The organism is Ruegeria sp. HKCCD4315 (assembly GCF_013112245.1).
Taxonomy (GTDB): domain Bacteria; phylum Pseudomonadota; class Alphaproteobacteria; order Rhodobacterales; family Rhodobacteraceae; genus Ruegeria.
In genome coordinates this window covers 2,231,031-2,248,886 of the sequence record NZ_WVRN01000001.1, presented here as the reverse complement: position 1 = coordinate 2,248,886, position 17,856 = coordinate 2,231,031, and the positions used below count along the sequence as shown (strand labels likewise).

The 17,856-nt window shown below is 58.6% G+C and carries 17 protein-coding genes; 11 read left to right on the top strand and 6 right to left on the bottom strand.

Translation table 11 applies throughout. The features are described 5' to 3' along the window. Position 1 precedes the first annotated feature (1 nt). Complete coding sequence (gene moaA, locus GS646_RS11230; RefSeq protein WP_171185253.1) at positions 2-1,009, bottom strand: GTP 3',8-cyclase MoaA; 1,008 nt, start codon at positions 1,007-1,009, stop codon at positions 2-4. A 91-nt stretch (positions 1,010-1,100) separates the two neighbouring features. Here moaA and GS646_RS11225 point away from each other — a divergent pair, with 91 nt between their 5' ends. Next, entirely contained in the window at positions 1,101-1,532 is a 432-nt protein-coding gene (locus GS646_RS11225; RefSeq protein ID WP_171184898.1) for a hypothetical protein, read from the top strand. Here the strand turns inward: GS646_RS11225 and GS646_RS11220 are convergent. From GS646_RS11220 to glmU, 4 genes are read right to left on the bottom strand one after another with little or no spacing between them, the layout of a single operon-like run. Next, positions 1,520-2,206, bottom strand: a complete 687-nt coding sequence (locus GS646_RS11220) for a DNA alkylation repair protein (RefSeq protein WP_171184897.1) — start codon at positions 2,204-2,206, stop codon at positions 1,520-1,522. The genes GS646_RS11225 and GS646_RS11220 overlap by 13 nt on opposite strands. A gap of 4 nt (positions 2,207-2,210) precedes the next feature. Then, positions 2,211-2,753, bottom strand: a complete 543-nt coding sequence (locus GS646_RS11215; RefSeq protein WP_171184895.1) for a pyridoxamine 5'-phosphate oxidase family protein — start codon at positions 2,751-2,753, stop codon at positions 2,211-2,213. Positions 2,754-2,756: 3 nt separating this feature from the next. Further along, positions 2,757-4,580 (bottom strand): glutamine--fructose-6-phosphate transaminase (isomerizing), encoded by a 1,824-nt coding sequence (gene glmS / locus GS646_RS11210; RefSeq protein WP_171646672.1) that lies wholly within the window; start codon positions 4,578-4,580, stop codon positions 2,757-2,759. 4 nt (positions 4,581-4,584) lie between these two features. After that, entirely contained in the window at positions 4,585-5,937 is a 1,353-nt protein-coding gene (gene glmU, locus GS646_RS11205; protein WP_171646674.1) for a bifunctional UDP-N-acetylglucosamine diphosphorylase/glucosamine-1-phosphate N-acetyltransferase GlmU, read from the bottom strand. 134 nt (positions 5,938-6,071) lie between these two features. Here glmU and GS646_RS11200 point away from each other — a divergent pair, with 134 nt between their 5' ends. The 3 genes from GS646_RS11200 to GS646_RS11190 all read left to right on the top strand — a co-directional run bounded on the left by GS646_RS11200 (position 6,072) and on the right by GS646_RS11190 (position 9,296). After that, the gene (locus GS646_RS11200; RefSeq protein ID WP_171092199.1) at positions 6,072-6,743 is read left to right on the top strand and encodes an HAD-IA family hydrolase; all 672 of its coding nucleotides are present in this window, start codon (positions 6,072-6,074) and stop codon (positions 6,741-6,743) included. Positions 6,744-6,782: 39 nt separating this feature from the next. Beyond that, positions 6,783-7,973: a DegT/DnrJ/EryC1/StrS aminotransferase family protein gene (locus GS646_RS11195; protein ID WP_171092198.1), complete on the top strand. Its 1,191-nt coding sequence runs from the start codon at positions 6,783-6,785 to the stop codon at positions 7,971-7,973. Between the two features lie 159 nt (positions 7,974-8,132). Next, on the top strand, positions 8,133-9,296 hold the full coding sequence (locus GS646_RS11190) for an isovaleryl-CoA dehydrogenase (RefSeq protein WP_171184889.1): 1,164 nt from the start codon (positions 8,133-8,135) through the stop codon (positions 9,294-9,296). Between the two features lie 53 nt (positions 9,297-9,349). On the opposite strand, the gene GS646_RS11185 is transcribed toward GS646_RS11190, so the two are convergent. Further along, on the bottom strand, positions 9,350-9,952 hold the full coding sequence (locus tag GS646_RS11185) for an OmpW family protein (RefSeq protein ID WP_171184887.1): 603 nt from the start codon (positions 9,950-9,952) through the stop codon (positions 9,350-9,352). A 136-nt stretch (positions 9,953-10,088) separates the two neighbouring features. Here GS646_RS11185 and GS646_RS11180 point away from each other — a divergent pair, with 136 nt between their 5' ends. The 7 genes from GS646_RS11180 to GS646_RS11150 all read left to right on the top strand — a co-directional run bounded on the left by GS646_RS11180 (position 10,089) and on the right by GS646_RS11150 (position 17,763). Further along, positions 10,089-11,615, top strand: a complete 1,527-nt coding sequence (locus GS646_RS11180; protein ID WP_371732072.1) for an AMP-binding protein — start codon at positions 10,089-10,091, stop codon at positions 11,613-11,615. Next, positions 11,612-12,076 carry a hypothetical protein gene (locus GS646_RS11175; protein ID WP_171184885.1) on the top strand — a complete coding sequence of 155 codons (465 nt, stop codon included), beginning with the start codon at positions 11,612-11,614 and terminating at the stop codon, positions 12,074-12,076. Before GS646_RS11180 ends, GS646_RS11175 begins: the two co-directional genes overlap by 4 nt. Continuing rightward, entirely contained in the window at positions 12,073-13,680 is a 1,608-nt protein-coding gene (locus tag GS646_RS11170; RefSeq protein WP_171184883.1) for a carboxyl transferase domain-containing protein, read from the top strand. Before GS646_RS11175 ends, GS646_RS11170 begins: the two co-directional genes overlap by 4 nt. Position 13,681: 1 nt before the next feature. Further along, the gene (locus tag GS646_RS11165; protein ID WP_171646678.1) at positions 13,682-14,107 is read left to right on the top strand and encodes an ASCH domain-containing protein; all 426 of its coding nucleotides are present in this window, start codon (positions 13,682-13,684) and stop codon (positions 14,105-14,107) included. 5 nt (positions 14,108-14,112) lie between these two features. Further along, complete coding sequence (locus GS646_RS11160; protein ID WP_171646680.1) at positions 14,113-16,044, top strand: acetyl/propionyl/methylcrotonyl-CoA carboxylase subunit alpha; 1,932 nt, start codon at positions 14,113-14,115, stop codon at positions 16,042-16,044. Between the two features lie 77 nt (positions 16,045-16,121). Next, positions 16,122-16,973, top strand: a complete 852-nt coding sequence (locus GS646_RS11155) for a hydroxymethylglutaryl-CoA lyase (protein ID WP_171184876.1) — start codon at positions 16,122-16,124, stop codon at positions 16,971-16,973. A 1-nt stretch (position 16,974) separates the two neighbouring features. Then, positions 16,975-17,763, top strand: a complete 789-nt coding sequence (locus tag GS646_RS11150) for a crotonase/enoyl-CoA hydratase family protein (RefSeq protein ID WP_171184875.1) — start codon at positions 16,975-16,977, stop codon at positions 17,761-17,763. Positions 17,764-17,856: the final 93 nt, after the last annotated feature.

Sequence of the window (17,856 nt, the reverse complement as noted above, 5' to 3'; positions counted from 1 at the left end):
GTCAGCCGCCTGTATGGCTCATGTGACGGCTCATCTGGCCATCGACGGCCTGACGGGAATAGTCGAAGTCGTGACCCTTTGGCTTGAGGTTGATCGCGGCCCGAATTGCGTCCTCTAGTGGCGCTTCGCATTCGGGGTGATCACGCAGCGGGGCACGCAGATCGGCCATATCTTCCTGGCCCAAACACATATACAACTCGCCGGTACAGGTTAGGCGCACGCGGTTGCAGCTTTCGCAAAAGTTATGAGACAGCGGTGTGATGAACCCGATCTTTTGGCCTGTTTCCTCTAGGCGAACATAGCGGGCCGGGCCACCGGTGCGTTCGGCCAAGTCGGTAACTGAATAGTGGTTTTCGTATTCTTTGCGAACGTCCTTAAGCGACCAATATTGATCCAGACGGTCTTCGTTGCCGATGTCGCCCATGGGCATGACCTCGATCCAGGTCAGGTCCATGTCGCGTTCGGCACACCACTCGGTGATTTTGGGCAGTTCGGGCTCGTTGAACCCTTTCAACGCGACCGCGTTGATTTTGATCCGCAAGCCTGCTTTCTGCGCGGCGTCGATGCCGTTCAGGACTTGTTTCAAGCGCCCCCAGCGCGTGACTTTGGCGAATTTGTCATCGTCCAACGTATCCAGCGAAACATTCACCCGCCGCACACCTGCGGCATAGAGGTCCTCTGAGAAGCGATGCAATTGCGAACCGTTTGTGGTCAGCGTGAGTTCTTTCAGTGCGCCGCTGTCCAGGTGACGGGTCATGGCGTTGAAGAAAGTCATGATATTGCGGCGGACCAAGGGCTCTCCGCCCGTAATGCGCAACTTCTCCACACCCATCTTCACAAAGGTCGAGCACATCCGATCCAGCTCTTCCAGCGTTAGCAGGTCTTTCTTGGGCAGAAAGGTCATGTTCTCGGACATGCAATACACGCAGCGGAAATCGCAGCGGTCCGTGACGGAAACGCGGAGATACGTGATGGCGCGGGCAAACGGGTCGATAAGCGGAGCTGTCATGGCGTAATAGGTAAAGCCGGAACCGGGTCCCGACAAGGGTGAACTGTGCTTTGCGCTGGTACAGATGCGCGCAGGGCTGTAGGATTTGGGCATGAAGAAAGCACTTGTAATTCTGTGTGTGTTGGCCGCCGGTTGCGATACAGTCCGGTCCACCACCGACCGCGTCTTCGGACGAAGCGACGCACCCGAGCAGACCGTTGCCGAGGATGAGACCGCGACCGCTGTTTCCGAGGAAGTTCTGCAGCCGGAACCTGTTTCAGCGCGCCCCAGTTGGGCTGGGGCCAGAACCACTATTGCCGGGTTGGGAGACCCGACCACGCCGGGGCGTTGGATGCAGACACCCTTGGTCGAAAGCGAGGTAACAGCGCGCGTAGTGGTGCCAAGAACTGGGGCGCAAGCCTATATCACTCTGGTTCCGATCCCGGGCCCTGCCAGCGGTGGCAGCCGGTTGTCGCTGGACGCCATGCGAGCTTTGCTGGTGCCGCTGGATGAACTGGTTGAGGTCGACGTCTACGCCAACTGATCCTTCAGATACTTGCCGGCTTCACGGTGGGCAAATGGCTTCATCGCGTTGCCGTATTCTTCCAGGAATGCAATCACGCGATCTGGGTCATGCTTGGACAGCTCACGCAGCCACCAAGCGATGGCCTTCTGGATGAACCAGTCGCGATCTGGGACATATCCGGCAGCCCAGCTTAGAATCCGATCGCGGCGCTGCAGGTCTTCCGGCTTGGGGTGGTTCTGTTTTGTCCAGGGCAGAGTTGCAACCAGCGCGGCGCGGCGGGTCCACATATGGTCAGATAGGGCCCACTGTTCAACTTCGTCCAGTCGATCAGGGTTAGCTGAAAGCCGCTTTTGCATTGCCGTGCTGGCGTGGTCGGCGATAGCCCAGGCATCGAAATCAGGCAGCCAGCTTTGCAAAAGGTCCCAAACCGCGTCATCTGGCCGGATGCGCGCCTGAGTCAGCAACTTGGCCGCTAAAACGCGAGCTTCGTGAATGTTGGTCTGCCACAGTCCGTTTGCCACTTCGACACGCGCGGCGACGTCCAGTTCTGTTCGCCATGCTTTGCTCAGGTCGTTCAAAACGGGGTTCGCGACACCAAGATAGACGCGATCCACCTTGTGGTAGCTGGCCATTTGATCCGCACGCTCAGCGTCGGCATGGGCTTTGATTTGATCGAGGAGCCTGGCGGACATCAGATCAGACCGGAACGCCGGTGGGCTTGCCGTCGATTGTCTGCCCGTTTTTCTCTGCCCAGTAGGCGCGGATTTCGTTGTCGGATTTTCCGTCGACCCATTTCTGCATTGTATCGCGGTCGGACTGGAACTCCATGAATGGAACGGCATAGCCACACGAAGTCTGAACTATTTCTATGGACTGGTCATAGATTTGCCGCGCGCTGCGATGATGTGGGAAAAGGTCAGCCAGTTCGTCCCAACCTTCATCCCCGACATGAAGGGTTTGCGCCGTTCCATAGGTGCGCAGGATCAGGGGCCGGGTGCTGAACGAACACCACATCAGCGTCATGCGGTTGACCTGCATCAGGTGGCCTGCTGTTTCGTTGCCACTGCCGGTAAGGTTCATCCAGACGATGCGGTTGGGCCCCAATACCCGCAGCGAGTCCATCCCTTTCGGGGAAATATTGACCTGTCCCTCAGCTCCGGCGGTGCCAACGAAGAACATATGCTGATCTTCGATGAATTTCCGGTGCGCATCTTCGAGCTGAGGGAATTGTTTGGCCATGGTTCACTCTACCGTTACTGATTTTGCCAGATTGCGGGGCTGATCCACATCGGTGCCCTTGGCGACGGCAGTGTGATAGGCCAGCAGCTGTGCAGGAACGGAATAAAGGATCGGTGTCAGATTGTGATGGACATGGGGCATGCGGATCTTGCTCCAAACCTCATCCCCGGCTTCGGCGATACCGTCATCATCCGACACAAGGATCACTTTACCTTTGCGCGCCATGACTTCTTGCATGTTTGAAACGGTCTTGTCGAACACAGTATCCCGCGGGGCCATGACAACCACAGGCATGTGCTTGTCGATCAGGGCGATGGGGCCGTGCTTCAGCTCTCCCGACGCGTAACCTTCGGCGTGAATGTAGCTGATTTCCTTCAGTTTCAACGCACCTTCCAGAGCCAGAGGATACATCAGGCCACGGCCCAGAAACAGAACGTCACGTGCTTCAGACAAGCGCTGGGCGGCTTTGCGGATCGCCCGGTTCTGGTCCAGCGCCGCGTTCAGAACAGTTGGCAATCCGCGGAGCGCCGCAGCGTGATCGGCAATTTCTTCGTCTGTCATCGTGCCCCGGTCAGCAGCGGCCTTCAAAGCCAGCATCAACAGCACGCTCAACTGACAGGTGAATGCCTTGGTCGAGGCCACACCAATCTCGACACCGGCATGGATCGGCAGAGCGATATCGCTTTCGCGCGCAATCGAGCTTTCCGGGACGTTCACAACTGAAACGATCTTCTCGGCCTTGCCTTCGCAATAACGCAATGCGGCCAGCGTGTCGGCGGTTTCGCCCGACTGGCTGACAAACAGCGCCAGAGTTCGGTCGGTGATCGGAGGTTCGCGATAGCGGAACTCGCTGGCGATATCGACCTCAACCGGCATCTTGGCCAGTTGCTCGAACCAGTATTTGGCAGTCAAGCAGGCATAAAAAGCAGTGCCACAGGCTACCATGGTCAGGCGGTCCAGCTTGCTGAAATCCAGATCTGTATCGGGCAACACCACCCGGTCTCCGCTGGTGGGCAGGTAGGACCGGATTGCTTCGGCCACAACGATGGGCTGTTCGGCAATTTCTTTGGCCATGAAGTGCTTGTGTTCGCCCTTGTCCGCGCGTGTATGATCCAGCTTGATCTTGCGCTTTTCGCGGTTGGCCAACTCGCCAGCTTCGGTTCGGATTTCCAGCGAAGTGCGGGTCAGAACCGCACGGTCGCCCTCCTCAAGATACGTGATCTGATTGGTCAACGGCGCCAGCGCGATGGCGTCAGATCCGACATACATCTCACCATCGCCATGGCCAATGGCCAGCGGTGATCCCTTGCGGGCGGCCACGATCAGGTCGTCTTCACCGTCGAACAGAAAGGCTAGTGCAAACGCCCCTTCCAACTGCTCGATAGTCTTGAACGCAGCTTCAACCGGCGACAGGCCCGCGTTGAGGTGATGCTCGGTCATCAGGGCTACGGTTTCCGTATCAGTCTCGGTCTGGAAATCGACGCCATGTTCCGCCAGTTCGGCCCGTAACTCACGATAGTTTTCAACGATGCCATTATGCACCACGGCCACAGGCCCCGCCTTGTGCGGATGCGCATTGTTGACCGAAGGCGCGCCATGTGTGGCCCAACGGGTGTGGCCGATGCCGGATTTGCCAGGCAACGGGTCATGCACCAGCAGATCGCTGAGGTTAACCAGCTTACCGACCGCGCGCCGTCGACCCAACGCGCCATCATTGACTGTTGCTATCCCGGCGCTGTCATAGCCGCGATACTCCAGCCGTTTCAAAGCCTCTACCAGAATAGGGGCCGCCTCGTGCTGCCCCAGAACACCTACTATTCCACACATAACCTCAGGCCTCTTTATCGCGGCGAGCCTTCTTCGCCTTCAACATATCAAACAATTTACGCGCATATCCGGGTTTGTTTTCCTGCTTGGCGCGAGCCACAGCCAACGCGTCAGGTTCCACATTCTTGGTCACGACTGTGCCCGTTGCGGTCATCGCGCCATCACCCACGGTCACAGGGGCCACAAGCATGGTGTTCGACCCAATAAAGACGTTCTCACCAATGGTGGTCTTGTGCTTCATCACGCCGTCATAGTTGCAGGTGATCGTACCAGCGCCGATATTTGTCGCAGCCCCCACCGATGCATCGCCGATGTAGCTCAGGTGGTTGACCTTCGCGCCTTCGGCAATTTCAGCATTCTTGATTTCGACGAAGTTTCCAACCCGCGTGTTTTCCGCCAACTCGGCGCCGGGGCGCAAACGGGCATAAGGTCCGATGATAGCGCCACGGCTGACATGGCACCCTTCCAGATGCGAAAACGCCCGGATCGTCGCACCGCTTTCAACCGTGACACCGGGACCAAACACCACATTGGGTTCGATCACTGTATCGCGCCCGATTACAGTGTCAGCGGCCAGATACACTGTTTCAGGGGCCATCAAGGTGACACCCATATCCAAAAGCTCAGCACGTGCGCGGGCTTGGTACACCGCATCCGCCGCGGCCAGATCCGCGCGCGAATTCACACCCAGCGTTTGTGCCTCGTCACAGGCGACGGCGGTCACGTTCAACTCACGTTTGCGCGCGATTTCTACAACGTCAGTCAGGTAGTATTCACCCGAAGCGTTGTCGTTGCTGACATCATCGATCAGTGAAAACAACAGCTGCGCGTCACAGGCGAGAAGTCCCGAGTTACAAAAGGTTAGCGCCCGTTCTTCATCAGTGGCGTCTTTAAATTCGACAATGCGTTCCAGGCTGTCGCCCTTCATCACCAACCGACCATAACGTGCGGGGTCGGCAGCTTCGAACCCGAGAATGACCAGATCGTTCCGCGACCGCGCCTCGATCATCCGTTCCAGCGTGTCCGGTTGTAGAAACGGGGTGTCGCCGTAAAGAACCACAACATCGCCCTCAAACCCTTCCAGCGCTTGCCGCGCCTGAGCAACTGCGTGAGCGGTGCCTTGTTGTTCTTCCTGAACGGCAATCTGCGCGGCTTCGTCTTCGCCTTGCGCAACCTTTGCCACAGCTTCGGACCCGTGGCCGGTGACAATCACTGTTCGCTCGGGCGACAGCACGGACCCGGCGCGCATCGCGTGAACAAGCATCGGCACTTGGGCGATGGGATGCAGGACTTTGGGAATTTCCGAATTCATCCTGGTGCCTTTTCCGGCGGCAAGGATGACAAGGGCAATGCTCATGAAATCGTTTTCTCTTTGTGTTTTGGTGCCGACCGTTTTATCCGCTGAGGTCAAAGGCGCAAGCCGTTCGGCCATCAAACAAGATTGCCGATTGAAACAGGGCACGGCGAAAACCTGCCGAATAAGGAGGCGATATGCGCACCGTCATATTCGATTTGGACGGCACATTGGCGGACACGTCAGGCGATTTGCTGGCCGCAGCGAACCATTGTTTTCGCGAAATGGGGCATGGTGACGTGCTGGTCCAGGGGCAGGACTCTGGTATCGCGTTGCGCGGTGGGCGCATGATGTTGACCCATGGGCTAAAACGCGTCGGTGCCTTTGATGAGGACACGGTCCACACCTATTACCCGGTGCTGCTTGAAGCCTATGCGCAGGACATAGACAACCACACCAGTTTCTATCCCGGAGCGTTGCAGGCGGTCGAGATGCTTAGCAACGCTGGATACGGTGTTGGCATATGCACGAACAAACCCGAGCATTTGGCTGAATTGTTGCTGACCCGCATGGGGGTGCGGGACCGTTTTGCCTCATTGGTTGGGGCAGATACCTTGCCGGTCCGCAAACCTGACCCAGCCCCTCTGCGTGAGGCTGCACGTCGCGCTGGGGGCGACCCTGATTTTTGCGTGCTGATCGGAGACTCGGATACGGACCGCAACACCGCCAAAGCCGCAGGTGTTCCGTCGGTCCTCGTGACCTTCGGCCCGTCAGGGGATGACATGGCGGCATTGGAACCCGAGGCCTTGCTGCATCATTTTGACGATTTACCTTCCCTTGTGCCTGCCTTGATTGGTGCGGCGGCGTAACGTCTTGACCGAACCTTGTCGGAGCCTCAGAACGAGATCATGACCGAAAAATTCTCAGGCAATTTCACCCAGCAGGAACCGCTTCCCGAGGACGCGATTGAGGCGGCTTTGGCCGTTCTGCGACACGGGCGTCTGCATCGCTACAACGTAGCGGCAGGTGAATTGGGGGAAACGGCCCTGCTGGAGCAGGAATTCGCGGCGCAGATGGGGGCAAAATACTGTCTGGCTGTGTCGTCTGGCGGCTATGCGCTGGCCACCGCCCTTCGTGCGGTTGGGGTTCAGCCCGGTGATCCGGTGCTGACCAACGCCTTCACGCTGGCCCCGGTGCCAGGGTCGATTGCTTCGGTTGGGGGGCGGGCCATCTTCGTGGGCGTGACGGAAAGCCTGACCATCGATTTGGACGACCTTGAGCGCAAGCTGGGGCAGGCGCGCGTGCTGATGCTGAGTCATATGCGCGGGCATCTGTGTGATATGGACCGGCTGATGCAGATGTGCGACGCCGCCGGGGTGATCGTGATTGAAGACTGCGCGCATACGATGGGCGCGGCCTGGCGCGGCCAGTTGTCGGGGCGGCAGGGCGCAATCGGCTGCTATTCCTGTCAGACGTACAAGCACGTCAACTCGGGTGAGGGCGGTTTGCTTGTCACCGATGACGAAGAATTGGCGGCCAAAGCTACGATGCTGTCAGGGTCCTACATGCTGTACGAGCGCCACCTGGCCGCGCCGGGGCCCGAGGTGTTCGATCGGATCAAATACACCACGCCAAACGTTTCCGGTCGCATGGACAATTTGCGGGCTGCGATCCTGCGTCCGCAATTGCGAGATTTGGACCGTCAGGTGGAGCGTTGGAATGAGCGCTATCGCGAGATCGAGACCGGGCTGCGTGGAACACCGGGCCTGACCATGGTTGAGCGGCCCGAGGAGGAAACCTATGTAGGGTCTTCGATCCAGTTCCTGCTGTTGGATTGGTTGCCCGAACGGATCGCCGACGTGATCAGCCGTTGCGCGGCGCGTGGGGTCGAGCTGAAATGGTTTGGGGGGGCCGAGCCAACCGGGTTCACGTCACGGTATGACAGTTGGCGCTATTTCGACAGTGAGCGTATGCCGGAAAGTGATCGAGTTCTGGCTGGTGTCATGGACATGCGTGTACCTCTGACGTTTTCATTGGAAGACTGCCAATTGATTGCGCGCATTATCCGAGCTGAGGTGGGCGCGGTCTACCAATCGTAACCAAGTGGAGTGCGCTTGCTGCGCGCGCTCAATCCTTTGCATCGCCGCCCGTATGGGCGGCGTTTTGCGTTTTGGCTGGTTCACAAAGATTGACCGGGCTCGGATTCGCTGGTAATCGTTTATTGAACACTTGTTCATTAACGCGGAGGGAGGACGCAGATGTTCATGGCCACGATGAAGTTCGATCTGGGTGAGGATGTGAACGCCCTGCGCGAGATGGTGCATCGCTGGGCACAGGAACGGGTTAAGCCGATGGCGGCTGAGATCGACCAAACCAACGCCTTTCCGAACGAGTTGTGGAAAGAGATGGGAGAGCTTGGCCTATTAGGTGTCACTGTGCCCGAGGAATATGGCGGTGCGGGTATGTCCTATCTGGCGCACACCATCGCGGTCGAAGAAATCGCGCGTGCCTCGGCTTCGGTTTCACTGTCATACGGGGCGCATTCGAACCTCTGCGTGAACCAAATCAAGCTGAACGGCAGTGAGGAGCAGAAGCAGAAATACCTGCCGCGCCTGATCTCGGGTGATCATGTCGGTGCGTTGGCCATGTCGGAACCTTCAGCCGGGTCCGACGTCGTGTCGATGAAGTTGCGGGCGGAGAAGCGGAACGATCATTACCGTCTGAATGGCAATAAATACTGGATCACCAACGGACCGGACGCAGATACTCTGGTCGTTTACGCCAAGACAGATCCGGATGCCGGGTCAAAGGGGATCACGGCCTTTCTGATCGAGAAAGAAATGAAAGGGTTCTCGACCTCACCTCATTTCGACAAGCTGGGGATGCGCGGGTCGAACACGGCTGAACTGATCTTTGAAGACGTCGAGGTGCCGTTTGAGAACGTGTTGGGTGAAGAGGGGAAAGGCGTGGCCGTGCTCATGTCGGGGCTGGACTATGAGCGTGTGGTTCTGGCCGGTATCGGCACCGGTATCATGGCCGCTTGTCTGGATGAGGTGATGCCTTATCTGGCCGAGCGCAAACAGTTCGGCAAACCCATCGGCAGCTTCCAGTTAATGCAGGGCAAGATCGCCGACATGTACACGGCGATGAACTCGGCGCGGGCGTATGTGTACGAGGTCGCCAAGGCGTGTGATCGGGGGGATGTGACGCGTCAGGATGCGGCGGCGTGTTGCCTTTACGCTTCGGAACAGGCGATGGCGCAGGCGCATCAGGCGGTTCAGGCGCTGGGTGGTGCAGGCTTTCTGTCCGATGCGCCAGTAAGCCGGATCTTCCGTGATGCCAAGCTGATGGAGATCGGCGCGGGCACCAGCGAGATTCGCCGGATGCTGATTGGCCGTGAGTTGATGGCTGAAATGCTCTGAACACAAAAAACGCCCTGCGGACGAGGGAACCGCAGGGCGCTTGAAAGACAGGATCAGAACTTATGGACGTAGGAAACGCCGACAAGGAACGGATCGATTTCCGCGGTGCCGATATTGGTGCCGTTCAGCGAAACGTCCGAGTCGATGTCGAACCAACGTACGTTCAGACGGACCGCGCCATTGTCGCTGACCATGTAGTCCAGACCGGCCTGCAGCGAAACACCGAAGGAGTCATCGACCTTGAGATCGCCCAAAGCCGTCTGTTCGTCGAAGAAGATGGTGTAGTTCAGGCCGGCACCGACATAGGGTTTCCACGCGCTGTTGGTTGGGAAGTGATAGTTCACCGACAGGGTGGGCGGCAGGTGCTTGACCGTAGCCGCATCAACACCGCCCAAAGCGATTGTGTGTTTGAACGGGGTTGCGGCCAGCAGTTCGATACCCAGATTGTCACGGATAAAGTATTCAGCGGTGAAGATCGGGCGCGTATCTGCGTCGATAGTGGCAGGTGCACCTGCAATCGTGCCGTTGTCGGATTTCGGGTCCAGATAACCCACACCGACGCCGACGGTCCAGTCACCTTGCGATTGAGCAAACGCAGGGGCGGCCATCGCAATCAGCGCGGTGGACAGGGTCAATGCGGCGAGCTTTTTGGTCATTGTTTTGCCTTTGGTTCTGTTGATGCGTCTGACGTCGCAGAACAGAGCCTTGAGCACTCTGATCTGCATCAAGTTCCTGTGAAAGCTGGTGGCGACGAGATTCAGGGAAGTGACAGCAAAATAAGGAGAATTTGCCGTGCTAACCACTGAGCGCATACCGGGATTGCGCCCGGAGGGAAGCTGGGACCTGCCGGATCGGCTCAATATGGCGCAGCAATGCCTGCGCCATGCAAAAGATCAGGTGGCGGTTGTTGATCTGACTGGTTCGGATCCCCGCAATGTCACCTATGGCCAACTGGATCAGATAGCGGATGATCTTGCCCGCGCGCTGTTGCGCCGCGTACAGCCCGGAGATCGCGTCGGCGTGTTGCTCAGCCAGTCCCCGTGGTGCGCTGCAGCTCATCTGGCGATCTGGAAGATCGGGGCGATCTCAGTTCCGCTGTTCAAACTGTTCAAACAAGATGCCCTGCGGTCGCGGGTCGGCGATGCTGGTGCCAAAATTGTGCTGACCGATGCCGAGGGCGCTGAATTGCTGGGCGATCTGGCCGAGGCTCTGATTGCATCTGAAATAGGCGAGGCGGGCCCATCCCTGCCATTCGCCGACACTGGCCCCAATGACCCGGCGGTGCTGATCTATACTTCGGGCACCACCGGCAGCCCAAAGGGGGCATTGCACGGGCACCGGGTGCTGACAGGGCATCTGCCGGGTGTCTCGATCAGTCATAACCATTTGCGTGGGGGCGATTGCCTTTGGACACCGGCGGATTGGGCATGGATCGGCGGTTTGTTCGATGTGCTGATGCCGGGCCTGGCGCTTGGTATTCCCGTGGTCGCGGCGCGGCTTGAGAAATTCACGCCCGAAGCCTGCGCCGATATTGTTGCGCGCGGCGGGGTGCGCAACGTGTTTTTTCCGCCCACGGCCTTGCGAATGCTGAAAGCGGCAGATCAGGGCATTCCCGGCCTGCGCTCGGTCGCGTCCGGGGGCGAGCCCTTGGGGGCCGAGATGCTGGCCTGGGGTCAAAAGGCGTTTGGTCTGACGATCAATGAATTCTACGGCCAGACAGAATGTAATATGGTCGTGTCCTCTTGCGCCGAGGATTTCCCAGTGCAGCCCGGCTGCATCGGCAAACCCGTGCCGGGGCATGAGGTGGCGGTGATTGACGAGAAAGGCAACCCAACGACCGAGGAAGGCGACGTGGCGATCCGGCGCGGCTCGGCTTCGATGCTGCTGGAATACTGGAACAGGCCCGAGGCGACGGCTGAGAAATTCCGAGGCGATTGGTTGATCACCGGAGATCGCGGCGTTTGGGAGGGCGACTACCTGCGCTTTGTCGGACGCGACGACGACGTAATTACCTCAGCCGGATACCGCATCGGCCCTGCCGAGATCGAGGATTGCCTGCTGACCCACCCGGCGGTGGCGACCGTGGGTGTGGTCGGCAAACCCGACCCGCTGCGGACCGAGATCGTCAAGGCGTATGTGGTGTTGAAACCGGGGGCTGCGGCTGCAGAGCGTGAGTTGCAGGATTGGGTCAAAGATCGTCTGGCGCATTACTCCTACCCGCGTGAGGTGGCGTTTCTGGAGGAACTGCCGATGACGGTGACGGGGAAGGTGATCCGGAAGGAACTGAAGGCGCGTGCGGCGGGGGAAGGGGTGCTATGATGAAGAGCTTATACGTCGCGACTTCGTTCGTCGTTGCCTGCATTGCAGCGCCAGCTGTGAGCTTGGCAGACCAAAGTAGTCCCTATGCTTGGACAGAACGCTGCCTTGCAAGTGCAGAAGGCAAACTGGATCAGGCTGGAAAAACACAAGAGTGTATAGCGGTGATCCTAGGCTATTGTCGTTTTTCCACAGACAGTCATTCTTGCTTTAAAAACTTGGCTTCATATTTCGTAGACCGGTCCAAAGCAAATGTGGATGGTCTTCCAGAAAACCTGGAGGCTTTGTCCCAGCAAAAACACTTCTATCAAAAGCGATTGGAGCTTTTGAACAACACAAGCGTTGCCAGTCGTTGTGAAACACCAAGCTTTGACACGGAATGTGCTGCCTTAGTGTCTTTCGGACGTTACCTGGGAGCGGTGTCTTTGGCCGATTGGGTGGAAAAGAGGGAGGAGAGCCAATGAAGCTCACGAGTAAAGCAATAACAACCTCTGAAGGCTTCAAAGCAAACCGCGCGGCCCATCTCGACGCGCTGGCCCAAATCTCAGCTGCTGCCGAAGCGGCCCGCATGGGCGGGGGCGAGAAATCTCGCGCGCGGCATGAATCACGGGGCAAGATGCTGCCTCGGCGCAGGGTCGCGAACCTTTTGGACGCGGGCTCTCCGTTTCTGGAAATCGGCGCGACTGCGGCACATGGGATGTATGGCGATGCCGCACCTTGTGCTGGGGTGATCGCCGGCATCGGCCAGGTGCAGGGGCGTGAGGTCATGGTGGTCTGCAACGACGCCACTGTAAAGGGCGGCACGTATTACCCGCTGTCGGTGAAGAAACACCTGCGCGCGCAAGAGATTGCCGAGGAAAATCATCTGCCCTGCATCTATCTGGTCGATAGCGGCGGTGCGAACCTGCCAAATCAGGATGAGGTCTTCCCTGACCGCGACCACTTTGGCCGCATTTTCTACAATCAGGCGCGGATGAGCGCGAAGGGGATCGCTCAGATCGCGGTGGTGATGGGGTCGTGTACGGCGGGCGGGGCTTATGTGCCCGCGATGTCTGATGTGACGATCATCGTGAAAGAGCAGGGCACGATTTTTCTGGCTGGGCCACCTCTGGTTAAGGCCGCGACGGGCGAGGTCGTCAGTGCCGAGGAACTGGGTGGGGGAGACGTCCACACCCGCTTGTCCGGCGTGGCGGATTATCTGGCCGAGGATGACGCGCACGCGCTGGCGCTCGCACGGCGGGCCGTGGCGTCGTTGGGCGGTGCCGGGCTGAAGTCCGGTCTACAGTTTGAATCCCCTGAAGAGCCTGCTTACGACCCCGAAGAGATTCTTGGCGTCGTCCCCGCCGATCTGCGCACGCCCTACGACATCCGCGAGGTCATTGCGAGGCTGGTTGATGGCTCTCGGTTCGATGAGTTCAAACCGCGCTTTGGCGACACGTTGGTAACCGGGTTCGCCCATGTCAAAGGCTGCCCGGTCGGCATAATTGCCAACAATGGTGTGTTGTTTTCCGAGGCCGCTCAGAAGGGCGCGCATTTTGTGGAGCTGTGTTCGCAGCGACAGACGCCGATCGTGTTCCTGCAGAACATCACTGGCTTCATGGTGGGACGGAAATACGAAAACGAAGGCATCGCCCGGCACGGGGCCAAGATGGTAACGGCGGTGGCGACGACCTCGGTACCCAAGATTACCATGCTGGTGGGCGGCTCGTTCGGGGCTGGGAACTATGGCATGGCCGGTCGGGCCTATCAGCCAAGGTTCTTGTGGACATGGCCGAACTCGCGCATTTCCGTGATGGGCGGTGAGCAGGCGGCAGGGGTTTTGGCCACAGTCAAACGTGAAGGGATCGAACGGCAAGGCGGCACATGGTCGGCCGAAGAAGAGGCCGAGTTCAAACGCCCAACGCTGGAGATGTTCGAAGAACAATCGCACCCGCTCTACGCCTCGGCGCGGCTCTGGGATGACGGCATCATCGATCCGCGCAAGTCGCGCGACGTACTGGCCCTGTCGCTGAGTGCGGCGCTGAACGCACCTATTGAGGAGACACGTTTCGGCGTGTTCAGGATGTAAGATGAGCGTGAGCTTGAAAACCCTTACGGCCCGCTATCCCGGCGCTCAGACATTCAAATTTGACGACAACGCAGAGCTGAGCGCTGAACTTCTGGCATTGGTTCGCAGTGGCCGCAAAACAGCGACCTGCGACGCGCTGAGTAACTATCCTGATGGTAGCTCTGAAATGCCCAAGCGGGGTCGCCGCGATATTGCGCTGAACTGGGACGATACACCGGCATTGGTCATTGAAACCGTGGATGTTTCAATTCAGCGGTACTGCGATGTGACCGAGGATTTCGCTTTGGCGGAAGGCGAGACTGAAACGCTCGAAGAATGGCAAGACCATCATCGTCGCTATTTCCAACGAAACGGTGGGTTTGATCCCGAGATGAAACTCGTGTGCGAACGGTTTCGACTGGTGGAAGACTTGGCCTTGGAAGGGTGAAAAAGATGTTCAACAAAATCCTGATTGCCAACCGGGGAGAGATCGCCTGCCGCGTCATAGAAACCGCTCAGAAGATGGGCGTGTCCTGCGTTGCGGTGTATTCGGACGCGGACGCCGCGGCCAAGCATGTGCAGATGGCGGATCAGGCCGTGCATATCGGCGGTGCGGCCCCGGCTGAGAGTTATCTGAAAGGCGATGTGATCATTCAGGCCGCGTTGGATACGGGTGCGCAGGCGATCCATCCCGGCTATGGGTTTCTGTCCGAAAACCCGGATTTCGTGGATGCGGTCGAGGCCGCAGGGCTGACATTTATTGGTCCGTCAGCGGATGCGATCCGCAAGATGGGTCTTAAAGATGCGGCCAAGGTGCTGATGGAGCAGGCGGGTGTCCCTGTTGTGCCCGGCTATCATGGGGACAACCAAGACCCCGAACATCTTGCCGGTGCTGCTGAAACCATCGGCTATCCGGTTCTTATCAAGGCCGTGGCAGGCGGTGGTGGCAAAGGCATGCGGCTTGTCGAACGGCCTGAGGATTTTGCCGCTGCGCTGGACAGCGCTCGCGGTGAGGCCAAGACCGCGTTCGGCAATGATGCGGTACTGGTCGAGAAGTTCGTGGTCAAGCCGCGACATATCGAGGTGCAGGTTTTTGGCGATGGCACCCGTGCGGTGCACTTGTTTGAACGCGATTGCTCTCTGCAGAGGCGACATCAGAAGGTGATCGAAGAGGCTCCGGCCCCGGGCATGACGCTGGAAATGCGCGAGGCGATGGGGCAGGCGGGCGTGCGTGCGGCTGAGGCTATTGGCTACAAAGGCGCAGGCACGGTTGAGTTCATCGTGGACGCCTCGGACGGGCTACGCCCAGACAGGTTCTGGTTCATGGAGATGAACACACGCTTGCAGGTGGAACACCCTGTGACCGAAGCGATTACGGGTGTTGATCTTGTCGAATGGCAATTGCGCGTCGCGGCGGGTGAAAGCTTACCGAAGCAGCAGGAAGACCTGTATATTCAAGGGCATGCCTTCGAGGCACGGCTTTATGCGGAAGATGTTCCGAAAGGGTTCCTGCCTGCGACGGGTACGCTGACGCATCTGGATTTCCCAGCCAATTGCCGCGCCGACAGTGGCGTGCGGGCAGGGGATACGATCAGTCCCTGGTATGACCCGATGATTGCCAAAGTGGTTTTGCACGGGCCGACCCGCTCTGTCGCACTTGAGACGTTGCACCGGGTTTTACAGACAACCAAAGTGGCGGGTACTGTAACAAACCTTGCCTTTTTGGGCGCGTTGACCCGCCATGCGGGGTTTGCCTCGGGCGATGTGGATACGGGTTTGATCGGGCGGGACCTTGAGACATTGGTTCAAGAGCCAGAACCTTCGGTCGAGGCAGTTGTTGCTGCTGCGATGACAGCTTTGGAGCTGGTGAATGTCGCGCCTGAAACCGGGTTCTCTCTTTGGGCTCCGTTGCATCGCGCCGTGCAACTCTTTGCTGAGGGAGAAACCTTGGATCTGGATGTGCAAGTCGACGGACCGGATCGTCAGATTTGGCAAATGGGAGAGGATCAGGTCTTGGCCGAGCGGACCTTGGATCGCTGGACACTGAACGGTGCGCCGATGCCAGACGTTTCTGTAAGTGGGTCGACCCTGACCGTGTTCTCGGACTATGGCCGCAGCTTTGATCTGATCGACCCGCTGGATCGGGATACCAGTGCTACGGGCGATACCAATGCAATCGAGGCGCCGATGCCGGGTCTGGTCAAAGCGGTCTTTGCGACAGCGGGGCAAGCGGTACAAGAGGGTGATCGCCTGGCCATTCTTGAGGCAATGAAGATGGAGCATTCCCTGCTGGCTGCGCGCGACGGCGTTGTGGCCGAGGTGTTGGTCGAAGAGGGTACTCAGGTCGAGGCCGGGGCAGCGCTGGTGCGTTTGGAGGAAGAGTGATCTGTACCCGCACCGCCGCACGTGGCACGGTCGGGCGATCCGTAGTGGAATGAGAATAAGCCGGGAGGAGCGCAGACATGGGTGATCAGGTCGAGATTTATGAAGTAGGGCCGCGCGACGGGCTGCAGAACGAAAAAAATGAGATACCGGTTGCTGACAAGGTTGCATTGATCGACTGCCTCAGCCGGGCCGGGTTCCGCCGGATTGAAGTCGCAAGCTTTGTGTCCCCAAAATGGGTGCCGCAGATGGCCGGGTCGGCGCAAGTTCTGGCCGGGATCAACCGTGTGGATGGAATCCGCTACGCGGCGCTAACGCCCAATATGCGTGGGTATGAGGATGCGCTGGCGGCCAAGGCAGACGAGATTGCCGTGTTTGCTTCGGCCTCCGAGGGTTTTTCCAAAGCTAATGTCAACGCGTCAATCGAGGAATCGATAGAGCGGTTCACGTCGATTCTTGAAGCAGCGCGCCACATCGACCTGCCGGTCCGTGGTTACGTCTCTTGCGTGACCGATTGCCCCTACGATGGTCCGACCCCGCCCGAGAAGGTGGCCGAGGTGGCAGACCGGTTGTTTGCTCTGGGCTGCTACGAGGTCTCGTTAGGTGATACGATCGGGCAGGGGACGCCCGACAAGATCGCGCACATGCTTTTGGCGGTGCGTGAAAGGGTTCCTGTAACGCGGCTGGCGGGGCATTTCCACGACACCAATGGGCGCGCAATCGACAATATCGATGCGGCGCTGGCGCTGGGCGTCCGCGTGTTTGACGCGGCCGTGGGCGGGTTGGGCGGTTGCCCTTATGCGCCGGGGGCTGAAGGCAATGTGCCAACCGAAGCCGTCGCCGCCCATTTGCAGAGACTTGGATACGAGACGGGGCTGGATCTGGCTGTGATTGAAGACGCTGCACGGATGGCAAACGCGCTAAGAGGCTGACATGTTTGAAACACTCGCGATTTCAACCGATTCACGTGGTGTTGCCACTCTGACTCTGAATCGGCCAGAGAAGCACAATGCCCTGTCAGGTCTGATGATCACCGAATTGACCCAAGCCGCAGGGCAGTTGGGTCAGGATGCTGATGTTCGAGTAGTTGTCCTTGCGGCGCATGGCAAAAGCTTTTGTGCAGGTGGTGATCTGGGTTGGATGCAGGACCAGATGACAGCGGATAAAGCGACGCGCTTTACCGAGGCCCGCAAGCTTGCCGAGATGTTGCAAGCCCTGAATACGATGCCCAAGCCCTTGATCGGGGTATTGCAAGGCAACGCCTTTGGCGGTGGCGTCGGGATGGCGGCTGTGTGCGACATCGCTATTGGGGTCGACAGCTTGAAGATGGGATTGACCGAAACGCGGCTGGGTCTGATCCCGGCAACAATCGGGCCATACGTCACCGCCCGTATGGGCGAAGCGCGCGCACGACGCGTTTTTATGTCGGCCCGTCTGATTGATGCTGCCGAAGCCGTTGATCTGGGATTGTTGGCGCGAAGTGTACCTGCGGATCAATTGTCAGCTGCTGTCGAGACGGAAATTCGACCCTATCTGACCTGCGCACCAGGGGCCGTTGCTTCGGCCAAGGCGCTTGTTCAGAGCCTCGGGCCGCGCATTGACGATGCTGTGATCGATCGAACCATACATGCGCTGGTCGAACGGTGGGAAACCGAAGAGGCGCAGGAAGGGATTTCGGCGTTTTTTGAGAAACGTAGCCCATCCTGGAACAACGCGGGATAAGCGGTCTCTGCTTATTTGTTCTGGAACACCAGCGCTGCGATTCTATGCCGCGCTGTCAAGTGCATGTTTGATGTCGTGGGGCATTGTGTTCGG